17 protein-coding genes are annotated in these 15424 nt (G+C 35.6%); 15 read left to right on the top strand and 2 right to left on the bottom strand.

Translation table 11 applies throughout. The features are described 5' to 3' along the window. Nucleotides 1-353: 353 nt before the first annotated feature. The 9 genes from BW946_RS13305 (at nucleotide 354) to BW946_RS13345 (ending at nucleotide 7454) form a co-directional block, all read left to right on the top strand. The gene (locus BW946_RS13305; RefSeq protein ID WP_076596651.1) at nucleotides 354-1022 is read left to right on the top strand and encodes an HAD family hydrolase; all 669 of its coding nucleotides are present in this window, start codon (nucleotides 354-356) and stop codon (nucleotides 1020-1022) included. Nucleotides 1023-1030: 8 nt separating this feature from the next. Then, on the top strand, nucleotides 1031-1855 hold the full coding sequence (locus BW946_RS13310; protein WP_076596652.1) for a phosphoribosyltransferase family protein: 825 nt from the start codon (nucleotides 1031-1033) through the stop codon (nucleotides 1853-1855). Further along, on the top strand, nucleotides 1845-2402 hold the full coding sequence (locus BW946_RS13315; RefSeq protein WP_047428250.1) for a TerD family protein: 558 nt from the start codon (nucleotides 1845-1847) through the stop codon (nucleotides 2400-2402). Before BW946_RS13310 ends, BW946_RS13315 begins: the two co-directional genes overlap by 11 nt. Before the next feature lie 2 nt (nucleotides 2403-2404). Then, nucleotides 2405-3580: a toxic anion resistance protein gene (locus BW946_RS13320; protein WP_170872086.1), complete on the top strand. Its 1176-nt coding sequence runs from the start codon at nucleotides 2405-2407 to the stop codon at nucleotides 3578-3580. A gap of 16 nt (nucleotides 3581-3596) precedes the next feature. Next, on the top strand, nucleotides 3597-4544 hold the full coding sequence (locus BW946_RS13325) for a hypothetical protein (RefSeq protein WP_083688872.1): 948 nt from the start codon (nucleotides 3597-3599) through the stop codon (nucleotides 4542-4544). 68 nt (nucleotides 4545-4612) lie between these two features. Next, nucleotides 4613-5221 (top strand): TerD family protein, encoded by a 609-nt coding sequence (locus tag BW946_RS13330; protein WP_076596653.1) that lies wholly within the window; start codon nucleotides 4613-4615, stop codon nucleotides 5219-5221. An 86-nt stretch (nucleotides 5222-5307) separates the two neighbouring features. Continuing rightward, nucleotides 5308-6348 carry a TerC/Alx family metal homeostasis membrane protein gene (locus BW946_RS13335; RefSeq protein ID WP_076596654.1) on the top strand — a complete coding sequence of 347 codons (1041 nt, stop codon included), beginning with the start codon at nucleotides 5308-5310 and terminating at the stop codon, nucleotides 6346-6348. 164 nt (nucleotides 6349-6512) lie between these two features. Continuing rightward, nucleotides 6513-7040, top strand: a complete 528-nt coding sequence (locus BW946_RS13340) for a TetR/AcrR family transcriptional regulator (protein WP_076596655.1) — start codon at nucleotides 6513-6515, stop codon at nucleotides 7038-7040. A gap of 3 nt (nucleotides 7041-7043) precedes the next feature. Continuing rightward, nucleotides 7044-7454 (top strand): nuclear transport factor 2 family protein, encoded by a 411-nt coding sequence (locus BW946_RS13345; RefSeq protein WP_076596656.1) that lies wholly within the window; start codon nucleotides 7044-7046, stop codon nucleotides 7452-7454. Nucleotides 7455-7502: 48 nt separating this feature from the next. Here the strand turns inward: BW946_RS13345 and BW946_RS13350 are convergent, their stop codons facing one another. Further along, a complete protein-coding gene (locus tag BW946_RS13350; protein WP_076596657.1) occupies nucleotides 7503-8504 on the bottom strand; it encodes a catalase family protein in 1002 nt (333 codons plus the stop codon). A 297-nt stretch (nucleotides 8505-8801) separates the two neighbouring features. On the opposite strand from BW946_RS13350, the gene BW946_RS13355 reads away from it, so the two are divergent. The 5 genes from BW946_RS13355 to BW946_RS13375 all read left to right on the top strand — a co-directional run bounded on the left by BW946_RS13355 (nucleotide 8802) and on the right by BW946_RS13375 (nucleotide 12706). Continuing rightward, nucleotides 8802-9236 carry an FKBP-type peptidyl-prolyl cis-trans isomerase gene (locus BW946_RS13355; protein ID WP_076596658.1) on the top strand — a complete coding sequence of 145 codons (435 nt, stop codon included), beginning with the start codon at nucleotides 8802-8804 and terminating at the stop codon, nucleotides 9234-9236. Nucleotides 9237-9375: 139 nt separating this feature from the next. Then, nucleotides 9376-10326: a hypothetical protein gene (locus BW946_RS13360; protein ID WP_076596659.1), complete on the top strand. Its 951-nt coding sequence runs from the start codon at nucleotides 9376-9378 to the stop codon at nucleotides 10324-10326. 65 nt (nucleotides 10327-10391) lie between these two features. Next, entirely contained in the window at nucleotides 10392-10802 is a 411-nt protein-coding gene (locus BW946_RS13365) for an Rrf2 family transcriptional regulator (RefSeq protein ID WP_076596660.1), read from the top strand. A gap of 62 nt (nucleotides 10803-10864) precedes the next feature. Beyond that, on the top strand, nucleotides 10865-11518 hold the full coding sequence (locus BW946_RS13370) for an NAD(P)-dependent oxidoreductase (protein ID WP_076596661.1): 654 nt from the start codon (nucleotides 10865-10867) through the stop codon (nucleotides 11516-11518). 15 nt (nucleotides 11519-11533) lie between these two features. Next, complete coding sequence (locus BW946_RS13375) at nucleotides 11534-12706, top strand: MBL fold metallo-hydrolase (RefSeq protein WP_076596662.1); 1173 nt, start codon at nucleotides 11534-11536, stop codon at nucleotides 12704-12706. Nucleotides 12707-13011: 305 nt separating this feature from the next. On the opposite strand, the gene BW946_RS13380 is transcribed toward BW946_RS13375, so the two are convergent. Continuing rightward, nucleotides 13012-14043, bottom strand: a complete 1032-nt coding sequence (locus BW946_RS13380; protein ID WP_083688873.1) for a M23 family metallopeptidase — start codon at nucleotides 14041-14043, stop codon at nucleotides 13012-13014. 224 nt (nucleotides 14044-14267) lie between these two features. Here BW946_RS13380 and BW946_RS13385 point away from each other — a divergent pair, with 224 nt between their 5' ends. Next, nucleotides 14268-15308 carry an NAD(P)H-dependent glycerol-3-phosphate dehydrogenase gene (locus tag BW946_RS13385; RefSeq protein WP_076596663.1) on the top strand — a complete coding sequence of 347 codons (1041 nt, stop codon included), beginning with the start codon at nucleotides 14268-14270 and terminating at the stop codon, nucleotides 15306-15308. Nucleotides 15309-15424: the final 116 nt, after the last annotated feature.

Raw genomic sequence — 15424 nt, forward strand, 5'->3', positions numbered from 1 at the left:
AGTGCTGCCAAAGAACACAGCTCTGACAGGATTGCTTAACGTTATAATATGTATCATTTTTGTTGACATTGTTGATTGTTAATCGGTTGCGAAATTATAATTTTTTTTTGATTTCCAAACAATTTTTGAAAATATTTTTTTGTAAAAGGATATTAAACACTTTGTAAACCACTTTCTGTAAGTCTGCCAAATTCATAGAATTTCATAAAAATATCTTAAAACAGATAACGGACGTAATGCTTTTATGATAAATATTTTATCTTTGGGAAGAATAGTATTATAGACACTTTTTGATGATAAAATAATTACATCTTTTTCAAGAAGCTAAATAAAAACTTTTAACTTAAAACCTATTGAAAACAGATATCGACATCCATAACCACCGTCATTTTTCCTTTGACCTGTGGCTCACCTTAATCAAATCTCACCCTGAATTTAAAACAAAAAGAGTTGAGCTGTTCTCCTCATTTTTTAATGTAGATAAACCGATAGAGCGGGTTGCGAAAACCGTAAAATATTACGATAATCTTTGCAATACTATTAATGAAGTGACGGGAGGAAATATAAACACTTTTGAGATCTACCTGATGATTCTCGGTGCTCTGGATGTAGATGTAAAGGAATTGAATAAAGAAAAACTCAATGCGTTTTACGCTAAAAGTGAAGACTTGTTTCTGGAATACAGACCCGTTGTTATTTTTGAAAATATTCATGATTTTTTTGAGGATATCAAAAACCAGGGAAAGACCATTAATATTCTGAGCAATACAGGCTTTATCAAAGGGAAAACCATGAGAAAATTTCTGATTCATGAAAATCTGGATCAGTACATCGATTTTCATATCTATTCTGATGAAATCAACTGTTCCAAACCGAACCCGCTTATTTTTCAGGAAGTGAAGAATAAGATCAAAGATCAGGACTTGCCACTCAATCAGATTCTGCACATCGGAGATAATCCTGTAGCAGATTATAAGGGAGCAAAAGACTTCGGTTTCAGTGCCCACTTACTTAAACACTAAAAATAAACATGAATACAAGGTATAGCTTACACCACATTCATTCGGCGGATGAGTTTAGTTTCTCACCTGCGGAATACAGCTATTTCAAGTATGGCGATAAGTCGTATGCTGAAAAATTTGCAAGAGAATTATTTGACGGATTTATTTCCGAAAATGGAGAACTTTTAAATACGGATAAAGAAATTGTTGTACTTCCAAGTCCGTACATGGCGATTCCTACAGCATCCAATTTTTTATGTTTTTACTTTAAAAAGCATCTTGATTTTTACTTGTTTCAAAAAGGAAAAAAGTCAAGCATTTTATCTAAAATCAATCGTAATCATACATACATCACAGATTACGGGAATCTTAATTTTGAAGACCGAAAAAATCTGATCGCCAATGACACTTATTATATCGATAAAGATTTTTTGAGAGGAAAACTTTGTATTTTTATAGACGATATAAAAATCACGGGAAGTCATGAATATACAATCAACAGAATCCTGGACGAATATAACGTGGAGGCTGACTTTATGTTCCTGTATTATGCAGAGCTGATGAATTTTGACCTTGACCCGAAAATTGAAAACTTTTTCAACTATTACGCTGTGAAAAATGTAAATCATGTTGCAGAAGTGATGAATAAAGAAAGCTTTCAGTTCAATACAAGGATTGTAAAATATATTTTAGGGTTGGATTCAGGTAATTTTGATTATCTTACGTCTAAAGTAAAAAAGGAACAGATGGACCTGCTTTTGGAGCTGGCGATCAGTAACAATTATCATTTAATAAAAGAATACGAAAACAATATCAATACTTTAACACAAACGGAATTATATTATGGCTATTAACTTACAAAAAGGACAAAGAGAAAACATTAACGCACCTAAATTTACTGTAGGTTTAGGATGGGATATCAATAATACTTCTACAGGAACGGCTTTCGACCTTGATGCTTCTTTATTTTTGCTTGGGGACGACAAAAAATTAGTTTCAGATAATCACTTTATTTTCTATAACAACCTTGAGTCTCCGGACAAATCTGTAATTCATACAGGAGATAACCTTACAGGAGAAGGATCAGGTGATGATGAGCAGATCAAAATTGATCTTACAAAGATTGATGATGCTATCAAAGAAATTACAGTAGTAGTAACCATTCACGAAGCTGATTCAAGAAAACAAAACTTTGGACAGGTAAGAAATTCTTTCATCAGAATTTTCAATACAGATACGAATGAAGAGATCTTAAAATATGAATTAGACGAAGATTTCTCCATCGAAACCGCTGTAGAATTCGGAAGAATCTACAACAGAAACGGAGAATGGAAATTTGAGGCTGTAGGAGCAGGACAGAGAGACGGCCTTGAGAAATTTGTATCAATTTATCAGAAGTAATTATGGACAATCAGGAAAATCAACCCATAGATCCGCTAGGATCAATAGAACCTCTTAAAACCTTTGAGCCGACTCCAATGGTTCCGCCAACTCCGGCTCAGCCTGTTCAGAATGCAGCGCCGGCAGTTCTTGTGGATAGAGAAGGAAATGTAAACCTTACTCAGCTGCAGTCAGAAGAACGTCAGAAATATGAAGTTCTTGCCAACTCCATTGATGAGGCCAACCCAGGTTCCATCGTGAATTTCGGGGCGGAACTTCAGAAAACTCTTACCAATCAGAGTGACAGCTTCTTAGGGAATGTAAGAAGGTCCAACTCCGGAGAAGTAGGAGGACTTATCAATGATCTTTTGGTAGAGCTTAATTATGTAGATGTAGAGGAGCTTCAAGGAAATAAAGTAAAAAGCTTCCTGAGCAAATTACCATTCATGAAAAAGGTAATGACTCAGGTAGAGAACTTATTTGCAAAATACGATAAGATCATCAATAATATTGAGCAGATCTCTTATAAAGTAAATGCCGGAATTATCACCTCTACAAAAGATAACGCTGTACTTCAGACTATTTTTGAGAGCAATGTGAATTCTATCAAACAGATTGAAGATCTTGTGATTGCAGGAAATATCAGAATGGAAAGAGCGGCAGGCGAGCTTGCTCAGATGGAAGCGAATCCGCAGATTTATCAGGATTATCAGATTGCAGATAAAAGAGATTTCATTGCAAGGCTAGACAGGAGAATGGCTGATCTTAAAGTGGTGCGTGTAATCATGATGCAGTCGCTTCCTCAGATCAGACTGGTACAGAATAATAACGTTTCTATTGCTGAAAAAGCACAGACAATTCTTACCACCACACTTCCTGTATGGAAAAATCAGCTTTCATTAGCTGTAGCGATGTACAGACAGCAGCAGAATATTGAAATCCAGCAGAAAGTCTCTTCTACTACAGAAGAAATTTTAAGAAAGAATGCTGAACGTCTTGGCCAGAATTCAGTGAATGTTGCCAGAGCCAACGAACAGACTATTGTGTCTGTAGAAACATTGAGAGAAACAACATCAATGCTGATCAATACATTGAATGAAGTGAAACAAATCCAGAAACAGGGAGCAGATAACAGAAGAAAGCTGGATCAGGATCTTCAGACATTGGAGCATGAACTTAAAGCGAATGTCAGAGGTTAATTTATAGGATACCAAGGTGGGGGATGATGCAGCAACCATATTGTCGCAAAGCAAAAGAAGGTTAACAAAGCTTAAGCTTCTCGCTAATTTTTTTGAACATATTGATATTATATCTATTTACATCAAAACGGATATTATTCACAATCTGTTCCAGGAAAATACGGCTTTAGATTATAATAAACTGGAACTTTTCCACCTGCAGTATACCGACAGCCTTATAGAACTTCTGACTAAAATTAAAAAACAGAAGGAAAATGACATGCTGGCGGTCATCAATGAAATTAACATCAACAGTAAATATATTTCAGGTTTTGAAGAAAGGCGCGTAGACAGTTTTGAGACCGACAGGAAAATGTACAGCGGAGTATTTTCCCAGCATCTGAAAACGGTATATAAAGACCTTACGGAAGATAGCTTTACAGCCAACTGGGAAAATGTACTGTACTTTCATAAAAAATATGCTCAGGAATTTTACAGAACGGAAGCAGATGAAACGCTGCTGAAATCTGATTCTTTCCCGGCCTATCAGTATAAAGACTATTCCATTGAAAGAAAGCTGTTGGGAAGACTTAATATACAGGGATTTAAAGTCCGTTTCGTATGTGGTTACCTTATAGGAACCCATGATTATGAACTTTTTAAAATCTTTCAGTCTGATGATCATTTTATTTTCAGTGTAGACGAAAAGAAATTGTATCTTTTTGACAAAGAAATGGATAAACTGGATATTTCTGAAAATCAGTCTAACCAAAGTTCTATTATTGATCAGCTGAGAAGCAAAAATGAACAGCTTGAACATAGTATGAACGAAAGAAAACGTACGTTACCGGCAGAAGTAGAAGCAGTTTTAAAAGATTATATCAAAAACCTGGAAAATATGGATATAATGAGCAAAATATTTGACTTCGACGAAGAAACCAATATCTTGCGGGCAATGCTTAATCTGAATTTGAATAATAACTAAACGAAATTTGTAAAGCAAAGAAGATTCGCTTTTTTGCAGAAAAGTAAATAACAACTAAAGATAAAAAGATGGCTATCAACTTACAAAAAGGTCAGAGAATCAACCTTAAAAAAGAAAATGGAGCTGAGCTTTCCCAGGCTTGCGTAGGAATTAACTGGGGAGCAATTGAAAAGAAAGGATTTTTTGGAACTAAAAAAGAAGCAGTAGACTTAGACGGAAGCTGTATTTTATATGATTCAAACAAAAACGTTACAGAAGTAATCTATTTCGGAAATCTTAAATCCAGAAACGGATCTGTAAGACACAGTGGAGACGATCTTACCGGTGACGTAAACGGAGATGACGGATTGGATAACGAAGTGATCACTGTAGATTTCAGCCAGCTGGAACCTAATGTAGAGCATGTAGCAATGGTGCTGAACAGCTACAGAGGTCAGGATTTCGGAACCATTCCTTTTGCTTCTATCCGTATTTATGAAGGAACTCCTACCAATGTGAGAGAAGTTTTTGCAAAATATGATATTGCGAATGATGCTTCTTTCAGCGGACACGTAGCAATGGTAATGGGTGTTTTCTACAAGAGAAACGGAGAATGGAAATTCAACGCAATCGGAGATCCTACAGCAGATAAAAAGCTGGAGCAGACGATCCAAACGGTACAAATGAATTATCTATAATCAATTGTAAATCAAAAGGTAAATAAATTAGCAATAGTTGTACTCTGTACATCTGTTGCTTTTATCATATAATAACATAACTCAAAGTGGAACATCAAAGTATTTTAGAACTGCACCCTGGTCTGGTGTGGGGATTTGCAGTAACGGTCGTTATCATGCTGCTCCTGGACTTAGGGGTATTTAACAAAAAAAGTCATGAAGTATCTTCCAAAGAAGCTACCATCTGGTCTGTCGTATGGATTTCATTATCCATGGTATTTTCAGGAGTGGTTTATTGGGTATTCAATACCGATGGAAGCCCTGAAAGCCACGCTTTGGCAGTAGAGAAATTTACACAGTATCAGGCTGCCTATTGGATTGAAAAAGCCTTGTCTGTGGATAACTTATTTGTATTTATCCTGGTTTTCGGCTTCTTTAAAGTTCCGAAATTTCTTCATCACAAAGTCCTTTTCTGGGGAATCATTGGAGCATTGATCTTCAGGGCTATATTCATCTTTGCAGGAGTAGGGTTAATTAACCTGACTTACCTTCCTGAAATGAATATCTTTGGTGAAGCGGTTAAAATCAACGTTGTGATGACCTTATTCGGATTATTCCTTGTCTATGCAGGGATCAAGTCATGGGGAGACGGTGATGATGATGATGACGAAGATTACAGCAATACGGCAGGAGCAAAACTGATCAAGAGTTTCTGGAAAGTTTCAGATAACTACGATGGAGATAAGTTCTTCACCATCCAGAACGGAATCAAAATGGCAACTCCTCTTTTAGTAGTAGTGGGTGTTATCGAGTTTACGGACGTTCTTTTTGCTGTAGACTCCATCCCGGCGATCTTTGCAATCTCAAATGACCCTTTTATCCTTTATACATCGAATATCTTTGCTATTTTAGGATTAAGATCATTATACTTCCTGCTGGCAAACTTTATTCATATGTTCAGCAAGCTTCCATACGGATTGGCAATTATCCTGTCCTTCATTGGAGTTAAAATGCTTATTGCGCCATGGATTCATATTCCGTCTCCGATTTCATTAGGAATCGTAGGAGGTGTATTGGTGATCTCTGTTCTTTTATCCGTTATCTTCCCTGAAAAGGAAGAAGAGAAGAAAGAAGAACTGGAAGAATAATCCTATTTAAAATATACTATCAAGCCTCTGGAATTTTTTTCCGGAGGCTTTTTTATTTGCGTTTTCCAATCTTATTCCCCCAAAAATATTTTAAAAATAAACAATAGACAGACTGGTCTGTATATTGTTTTTTTTCATACATTTGTTACAGAAAAGAAAAGCATATGAAATCTTCAAGAGAAAGAATTGTAGAAACAACCTTTGAATTGTTTGCAAAACAAGGGTATAATTCTACAGGAATCAACCAGATTATTTCCGAAGCAGAAGTTGCCAAGGCGAGCTTTTATCAGCATTTTAAATCCAAAGAAGATCTGTGTGTAGAATTTCTGAACGTGAGACATGAATATTGGTTTGGTGAACTCAATATTTTTTTAGCCAAAGAAAAAGATTCAAAATCTAAAATCATCAAAGCTTTTGATTTTTTAGTTTATATGAATGAAAAGGAAAACTTCCGAGGATGCAGCTTCCTGAATATTCTATCGGAAATTCCAATGGATAATACTAAAATACTGAGCGTTATTCAGTCACATAAATCAGATCTGAGAAATCTTTTTTCAGAATTGATTAATGATGAAGAACTTTCTGATCATATCTATCTGCTTTTTGAAAGCAGTATTATAGAAAGCCAGCTTTTTAAATCCAATGAACTCCTTGAAAAGTCAAAAAAAATAATTACCAATTTAATACAATAAGTTATGGAACAAAAACATCCGCTTCCGCCTTTCACTCTTGAAACGGCACTGGAAAAAATTCAAATGGCAGAAGATGCATGGAACAGTCAGGATCCTGAAAAGGTTTCCAAAGCTTATACCATCAACAGTGAATGGAGAAACAGGGATACCTTCGTGAATGGAAGAGAAGAAATAATAGTATTCCTTCAGAAGAAATGGGAAAAAGAACTGAATTATAAGCTTAAAAAAGAATATTGGGCACATACTGATAACCGTATTGCCGTTCGTTTCGAATATGAATATCAGACCAAGGATGGAAAATGGTTCAGAGCCTATGGAAATGAAAACTGGGAGTTTGATGAGAATGGACTGATGGCCAAAAGGTACGCAAGCATCAATGATCTTGCTATCCAAGAAAAAGACCGGAAATTATAAATAAAAGACTGTTATAACGACAGTCTTTTATTTATAATTATTCTTTCCTTATTTCCCATGCAGCAGCTTATTAATCTTTCTTCTGGTTTGCAAAGAAATTTTATAAGCTTCATCCCTCAGTTTCTGTATTTTTCCTACAGGCTGGAAGAATATTTTACTTTCAAAAGGATTGAATGAAAGAAGTTCATTCGTACAATTACGGGAGTCCAATAAGGAATCTTTATTGATTCTTACCTTACCAATTTTAATAAAAGGAGAGTTTTTCCATTCAACATTCAGTTTGTTGATAGGCTGATCTTTCAGATCATAACAGATCTGTATCAAAACATCTGCTGCAAAATCATTTGTCTGAAGATAGTTTTTTAACGAATCTTTGACCTTTTGCTTCCTGCCAATATTTTTATCTACAGACTTTGGACATAATTTTATTTTAATGACCTGGTCTCCCAGACGGTAAGCGCCTACAGAATAATAATCAAACGACAGCATAAAATCATTTCTCTTTCCAATATGCTTTAGCATATTGCGGAGCATATCTCCAGTGAACAAAGAAGGAATCATTTTAATCATCTGAATACATATAGGGAATACTTTTCTCCATTGCTTCATATAAAGCTGATTAATTGCTGTAAAAAACTTCAAAAACGTAGAAACAGAATTAATAGGAAACAAAGGGAAATTAACCAACGGATAATTGGCAAGCAATACTCCGTTTTCATCCTTGATCTGCACAGCAAAGCCATAGGCCGGAATATCTTTTTTTGAATTTTTGATTTTCAGCTGAGCATTAGAAAAACGTATGGTCAAATCAAATTTTTCCTTATCAAAATAGGGTTGTAATGATTCAGGGATATCAGGTTCTATCCAGAAAGTACCTTTTGCTACCGCATAGGTTTTGGCATGAGCATTCCGGGTAGCATAATTGACATCACTGATGGAAGAGGACTGCTCAACAAAATCTGCTATTGTTTTTTTATTGATTTCCAGAAGCTTTTTTTCCTCCTCATTCAGTTCATCAAACTTCTTATTATATTTTAATGGATTTGGCATTTAGTTTTTAAAATTCAATTATAACGCCAAGTTTTGGAATCTGTGTTAAATAAGTATTACAATTATTTGAATTTTGTTGAAAATATCTTTGAAAATAAGGAAATGTAAGATAATATGATTAATGAATATTAAAAAAAATACTGTTTAACTTGTTGATTTTTAGTGTTTAGTTTTTTTTAATAAGAATGCTTTAAGAACATATCGATTAGAAAGGAAATGCTTTGGTGTTTTAAACTTCCCCCACTGAGCTTCCACCTTCCAACCCTAAAAAGCCTTATCTTTGTAAAAAATTATAATATGGGAGTAGCAGATATGTTATTTAAACGTAAAAAAGAATTAGCAGAAAAAAACCTGAAAGACGGTAAAGAATATATGGAAGAGTATGGTAAAAGAGAAAGCGTTGTGCAGTTACCAAGCGGCTTGCAGTATGAAATTATTACAGAAGGTGAAGGCCCGAAACCTGGCCCAAAATCTACTGTAAAATGTCACTACCACGGAACTACCATTTCCGGTAAAGTATTCGACAGCTCTGTGAAAAGAGGTACACCTGCATCTTTCCCTTTAAACAGAGTTATTTCAGGATGGACGGAAGCTCTTCAGCTAATGCCTGTAGGAAGCAAATGGAGACTGATTATTCCTCCGCACTTAGCGTATGGGGATCAGGAGATCAGTAAAGAAATCGGACCTAACAGTACTCTTGTTTTCGAAGTTGAATTGCTGGATATTAAATAAGACTACTTAAAAATAGATTAAAATTTACCTGATTTCAGGTAAATTTTTTTATTTGTATTATATTCGTATTGACAATTGTATGGGTGAAGAAAATTATGAACCGGGTACAATTCATCAATCCTGCACAAAAAATGACTGAATGAAAAAACTTTTTTATCTTTTGATTGTTTTCGGGCTTCTTACATCCTGTGTTTCCAGGAAGAATCAGGCTATTCAGCAGAATATTCTCACACTGAAAGACAGCTACTGCAAAGCTCCGTTCAAATATAATTACAGCAATAAACTTCCCTCTTACAATGCTGATTCTATTTTGGCAGCCAATAAAGAATTAAAAGAAATTTTTTCCGATCAGAGTATCCTGATATTAAATGCACTGGATAACTTAGACGAAGTTCATAAAATTATTGATCTTAAAAAAGACTCATCCCTTGCTTCCCAAATTAAAGTTTTACAGCTAAAGACAAAAATAAATAGTAAAATAACGATTGCTCTTACAGAATTGGATGCGGTAGCTGCGGAGTTTGACTGTGAAGGAGAAAGAGTAGCACAGATAGGAAACTATGTGGATAACCTGAATTCGTCAAGAAATAATAAACTTATTTTATATTCAATCGTTGCAGGAGCAGCAGCTTCCATCGCAGGAGGAATTGTACAAGATCAGGGCTGGAGTAATGCTATCGATATAGGCGGAGGGGTTCTGGGAGCTGGTTTTGGTTTGGCAACCCTTAATCCTAAAGGTAAAAAAGTAGAATTTATCCATCAGAGAAATCTTTTAAGAGATATATGGAGAGAAAAATTAGAATCTCCCAATTTTCCGCCTTTTATATGGTATATGTATACTGAGAAAAAGTTTTCCAATAAAGAAGAGCATTCCATTATTGGAAATATGAAAATGAGATGGCTGCATTATCAGTTTGATGACAGTAAGGAGGCAGCAGATAAATCTGTGATCTTCAGTGATGGCGGGTTTTACAGGGCTGATGATCTTCATAACCGCGCTGCTATGCTTAATCAGATGCAGTCGGCAACCCGTACCATTAATCAGAACATCAATTATCTGTTGCTGGATCTGGATAAATTAATCCTTTAAGAAAAATTTAACTGTAATAAATTTTGTTACATTTAAAAAATGTGTATCTTTGCCCTGTAATTACAATGAACAATACAAGATTTGCTACGGCAGTACATATTATGACACTATTGGCGAAAAGTCCTCAGGAGTGGCTTACTTCTGACTGGATGGCCGGCAGTATCAATGTAAATCCGGTGATTATCCGAAAGGAGATCAGCGTATTGAGAGAAGCAGGTCTGATTATCAGCAGACAAGGAAAAGAAGGAGGAAGCCAGCTTGCGAAGAATGCTGAAATGATCACTATTTCTGAGATCTATAAAGCAGTAAAAAATACCGAAGTATTAGGCAAAAAAAATCAGAATCCCAATCCGGCATGCAGTGTTGGAAAGGAGATCAACAATCATTTAAATACATTATTTGAAGAAACAGATCAATTGGTGGTAAACTTTTTAGGAGACAAGTCATTACAGGAATTCACTGACCAGTTCGAATAAAAATTTTTTAACCTTAAATGTAACAAAATTTATTACAATTTAATTAAAAAAAATAAAACATTATGAAAAAAGTAGCAGTAATTGGTGCAACAGGATTTGTAGGAGCACACGTAGTATCAGAATTAGCAGAAAGAGGATATGCGGTGGAAGCATTGGTAAGAGATGCATCAAAAGTGAAAATACAGGAAAATGTAACCGCAAAAAGTGTTGACGTAAACAATGTTGATGAATTAGCAGAAGCATTGAAAGGAAGTGATGCGGTAATCAGCACATTCAATGCAGGATGGACGAATCCTAATCTTTACAACGATTTTTTAAATGGTTCAGAGAACATTGAAAAAGCAGTAGAACAGTCTGGAGTAAAAAGACTGATTGTAGTAGGCGGAGCAGGCAGCCTTTATACTCCGGATAATGTACAAATCGTAGATACACCAGATTTTCCTGAAGCTTACAAACCAGGTGCAACAGCAGCAAGAGACTATTTAAACAAAATCAAAGAAAATAATACTCTCGATTGGACATTCTTCAGCCCTGCTATTGAAATGAACCAGGCCAACGTAGGAGAAAGAACAGGAAAATACAGAACATCACTGGAAACTCCGGTATTTGATGAAAACGGAAGAAGCCGTCTGTCTGTAGAAGATGTAGCCGTAGTTTTAGTAGATGAATTAGAGCAGAACAACCATATCCGTGAACGTTTTACAGCTGCTTACTAACATAAAAGAACAGAGATGATACAAAAAAAATTATGGTCGTTATTAGCACTGTTGGGATTTGTCAGCATATTCGCGGGAAATCTCAAAGTAAAAGTATATAATCCGGGAACCAAAGCTATATTTCCCATTACGTCTACCATTATTTATGGAGATAAAGATGCCATACTTGTGGATGCTCAGTTTCAGAAACAATATGCAGAACAGCTCGTTAAAGAAATAAAGGCAACAGGAAAAAAACTGAAAACAGTCTTCATTTCTCACAGTGATCCTGATTTTTATTTTGGATTGGATGTGATTAAAAAAGCTTTTCCTGATGTAAAAATTATTTCAACAGCTCAGACCGCTTATCTGATATCAGCTTCCAAAGATGATAAACTGTCAGTATGGAAACCACAGTTGAAAACAGATGCGCCTTCAGAAATTATAGTTCCTGAAGCAGCTGTTTCAATTCCTGATCTAGAAGGAAATAAAATTGAGATCAGACAAAATCCGGAAGATCCGACGCATAGTTTTCTTTGGATTCCTTCCATCAAAACCATTGCAGGCGGGATTTCAGTTTCTGTTGGCTCACATCTTTGGATGGCGGATACTCAGAATGTTAAAGCAATCGATCAATGGATAGAACAGATTGATGCTATGAAAGGTTTGAAACCGGAAAAAGTTATTCCTTCTCATTTTGCAGAACTTTCCACATCAGCACAATCTCTTGATTTTGTAAAAAGCTATCTGGAAAATTATAAACAGGCAGTTAATGAAAACAAAACTTCATCTGCTATTGTAGATTTCATGGTTAAAAAATACCCTGATCTGCCAGGAAAGGAAGAACTTGAAATTGGAGTAAAGGTTTATCTTAAAGAAATGGACTGGGATCTTAAATCACCATATCCGGCAATCGGGCATAAAGTGGAAGTGGATTTTGGAGCAGTAAAATTCATCCTGGATTTTAAAGATAACAAAACCATGACATTCACAGGAACAGCCGGAAGTTCAAAAAACAGTACAGACACTGTGGAATATACCGCTGTAGAAGTGGCGAAAAATATTTTTATGGTCTATTGGCATGAGCCACACCTTGGTTTCAATGTAACCCATATTCAGGATTATAATAAAAATATCATCTACTCGAATATTGCAGGTCCCGACGGTACATTTACCCATCTGAAAGGAACACTTAAAATTTTAAACTAAAAAGCAGCTGCATTGGCAGCTGTTTTTTTATATCATAAGAATTAACAATCAACAATAAAAATATCCTTAAAGCTTCGTCACATCAGCTTGCTGATTCCAACTTTACCAAAAGATGGGAAATTAAAAACTTTGTGTTAAAATAATCTCTCGCAGATTTTTCAGATTATGCAGATGTAAAATCATGAGAATTATATTCGTGATATTGGTGAATTTATTAGTGTCCTTCGTGTTTAAAAAGAATCCCTTACATGAATTATCCATCTTTTGAAGCTAAAAAAACTGCCTCTCATGAGACAGTTTTCTTTTTATAAATTCATAAACAATTTCGGGTTAACCGGAGTATTGTTTTTGTGTACTTCATAATGAAGATGAGGACCTGTGGAACGCCCGGAATTTCCGGATTTGGCAATTACCTGGCCTACTTTCACTTTATCGTTCACCTTAGCAACCAGTTCAGATAAATGTCCGTATAGTGTGGCCAGTCCGTTTCCGTGAGAAACAATTACACAGTTTCCATAACCTCCTTTCTGTCCGGAAAAAATGACTGTTCCGGCAGCGGCGGCTCTTACATCAGAACCATAGGCAACAGCAATATCCAGTCCTTTATGAAACTGCATTTGGTCAGCTTCAGCGGGTGGATTGTTTTTTTCAGTAACAGCCGTTTTAGTTGCAGGAGTTCCGGAAGCTGCTTTTGTTGTCGTTGCAGGAGCAGAAGTTGCAGCTACAGGAGCCGCTTTTGGTGTAACCATCACTTTTACCTCTCTTTTATTTCCATAGCTGTCTGTAAGTTCTATAATTTTCTCAACAGGTTCAGCTTTTACTTCAGGCTTAGCTGCTGCCACTACTGTTGGTTTTGCCTCTGTTGCGGCACTTGATCTTACCGAAGCAAAAACCGTTTTGAACGGAATAGGATTTTTTCTTATCCCGAAATTAGATGAAATATATCCGTCAGTAGGAATTCCTAATGGAACCTGCATCAGTTTTTTCTGAAGATCCATCAGATATTGGCTGTATCGGTTAGCCTGCCTGGAAAGATAAATAGAATTTGAAATACTGTCCTGATTGAGCATCATTAGTTTTTCATTAGTGATGTCTTTGGCCTTCAGGAAGGAGTTGAGCTGAGCAACGGTCTGATCTACAAGAGTAAGATCACTTTTCATTTTTAAATAATCTACACTGTCTTTTTCAGTGTTTATTTTTACAAGGTTCACTTCGTAGGTTTTGTCATCTCTTTCAGAAAAGAGCTTCGCAATGAATACACCTTGTGCAAAAACTACTAGTAAAAGTCCTCCCAGGAGAATGTTTACGTTCTTCTTGCTGCTTAGAAATTTTTTCATATTTCTTCTCTTAGTAAGTTAAAACGGTTTTGAAGATGCAAATTTAAATAAAAATAAGTTTTGTGAGTTATTTTTATTTAAAATTCAGTTTTTTCTGTATTTAACGGTTAATTAGCTGTTTAATTGTGTGGAAGTGTTAATTTTTTCAGAAAATGGCTTTTATCATAGTTTCAAAGCCTGCGTTACGTCTTTGTTTTAATATCTTTGCATTTCACATTCCAATTATGGCTAAAAAGAAAATTATTTCAGAATCTTCGAATCCAAAAAAGAATAAAAAGGATATTTCTGTAGGAGTTGTAGGAAGCGGAAGTTTTGCAACCGCTATCGTAAAAATGCTTGTTGAAAACTGCAAAGTAGTACACTGGTGTGTAAGAAATGAATTTGTAAAAGGAGCTATTGAGCTTCGTGGACATAACCCCACTTATCTTACGGCTGCCCATTTTAATCTTAAAAGTTTAAAACTGACCACAGATATCAACGAACTGGTTGTTGCCTGTGATGTTATTGTTCTGGCAACACCGTCTATCTACCTGTCTGATACGTTGGATAAGATGACGTGTGATTATTCGGATAAGATTTTTATCTCTGCAATTAAAGGGATTATTCCTAAAGTAAATGACGTAGTAGCGCATTACCTGCGCGATGAATTTAAAATCGGTTTCAGAAACCAGGCTGTTATTGCAGGACCTTGCCATGCGGAAGAGGTGGCTATGGAAAGACTTTCCTATCTTACGATTGCGACAGTAGAAGATGAAACTGCAGAAAAACTTGAAGGAATCTTCAGTTCAGACTTTATCAAAGTTCATACAAGCAAAGATATTTTAGGAAATGAATACAGTGCCATTCTTAAAAACATTTTTGCAATAGGTGCGGGAATTGCCAGTGGATTAGGATATGGAGACAACTTTACAGCCGTATTTGTTTCCAATGCGATCCGTGAAATGGAAACATTTCTTGAAGCGATTTATGAAGCACCAAGAGACGTGAATGAAAGTGCCTATCTGGGTGACCTTCTGGTAACAGCATATTCACTTTTCTCAAGAAACAGAAACCTTGGAAACCTGATCGGGAAAGGGTATACGGTAAAATCTGCAATTCAGTCTATGAACATGGTGGCAGAAGGATATTACGCTGCAGATTCCATCTATAAAACAGCGAAACAGAAAAATCTTAAACTCCCGATTATCGATACAGTATATGCTATTTTGTATGAAGGTAAAAATGCTGAAAAACAGTTTAAAAAACTGACTGCAAAATTGAATTAAAAAACAAAGGCGTATTACTAAAACCTTGTTTGTGAAATAAAATTAATTGAACTTAAGCATTTCAATGCTTAAGTTTTTTTATGTTCATTTTGATGATCGTGGAGATAATAATGATA

It is taken from the genome of Chryseobacterium sp. RU33C, assembly GCF_900156015.1.
Taxonomy (GTDB): Bacteria; Bacteroidota; Bacteroidia; order Flavobacteriales; family Weeksellaceae; genus Chryseobacterium; species Chryseobacterium candidae.

Coding starts and splice junctions, on each gene's coding strand:
- BW946_RS13355 (WP_076596658.1), top strand. CDS start 8,802: ATGGGAGTAGCAGATATGTTATTTAAACGTAAAAAAGAATTAGCAGAA.
- BW946_RS13310 (WP_076596652.1), top strand. CDS start 1,031: ATGAATACAAGGTATAGCTTACACCACATTCATTCGGCGGATGAGTTT.
- BW946_RS13320 (WP_170872086.1), top strand. CDS start 2,405: ATGGACAATCAGGAAAATCAACCCATAGATCCGCTAGGATCAATAGAA.
- BW946_RS13370 (WP_076596661.1), top strand. CDS start 10,865: ATGAAAAAAGTAGCAGTAATTGGTGCAACAGGATTTGTAGGAGCACAC.
- BW946_RS13380 (WP_083688873.1), bottom strand. CDS start 14,043: ATGAAAAAATTTCTAAGCAGCAAGAAGAACGTAAACATTCTCCTGGGA.
- BW946_RS13350 (WP_076596657.1), bottom strand. CDS start 8,504: ATGCCAAATCCATTAAAATATAATAAGAAGTTTGATGAACTGAATGAG.
- BW946_RS13315 (WP_047428250.1), top strand. CDS start 1,845: ATGGCTATTAACTTACAAAAAGGACAAAGAGAAAACATTAACGCACCT.
- BW946_RS13365 (WP_076596660.1), top strand. CDS start 10,392: ATGAACAATACAAGATTTGCTACGGCAGTACATATTATGACACTATTG.
- BW946_RS13340 (WP_076596655.1), top strand. CDS start 6,513: ATGAAATCTTCAAGAGAAAGAATTGTAGAAACAACCTTTGAATTGTTT.
- BW946_RS13360 (WP_076596659.1), top strand. CDS start 9,376: ATGAAAAAACTTTTTTATCTTTTGATTGTTTTCGGGCTTCTTACATCC.
- BW946_RS13385 (WP_076596663.1), top strand. CDS start 14,268: ATGGCTAAAAAGAAAATTATTTCAGAATCTTCGAATCCAAAAAAGAAT.
- BW946_RS13345 (WP_076596656.1), top strand. CDS start 7,044: ATGGAACAAAAACATCCGCTTCCGCCTTTCACTCTTGAAACGGCACTG.
- BW946_RS13330 (WP_076596653.1), top strand. CDS start 4,613: ATGGCTATCAACTTACAAAAAGGTCAGAGAATCAACCTTAAAAAAGAA.
- BW946_RS13375 (WP_076596662.1), top strand. CDS start 11,534: ATGATACAAAAAAAATTATGGTCGTTATTAGCACTGTTGGGATTTGTC.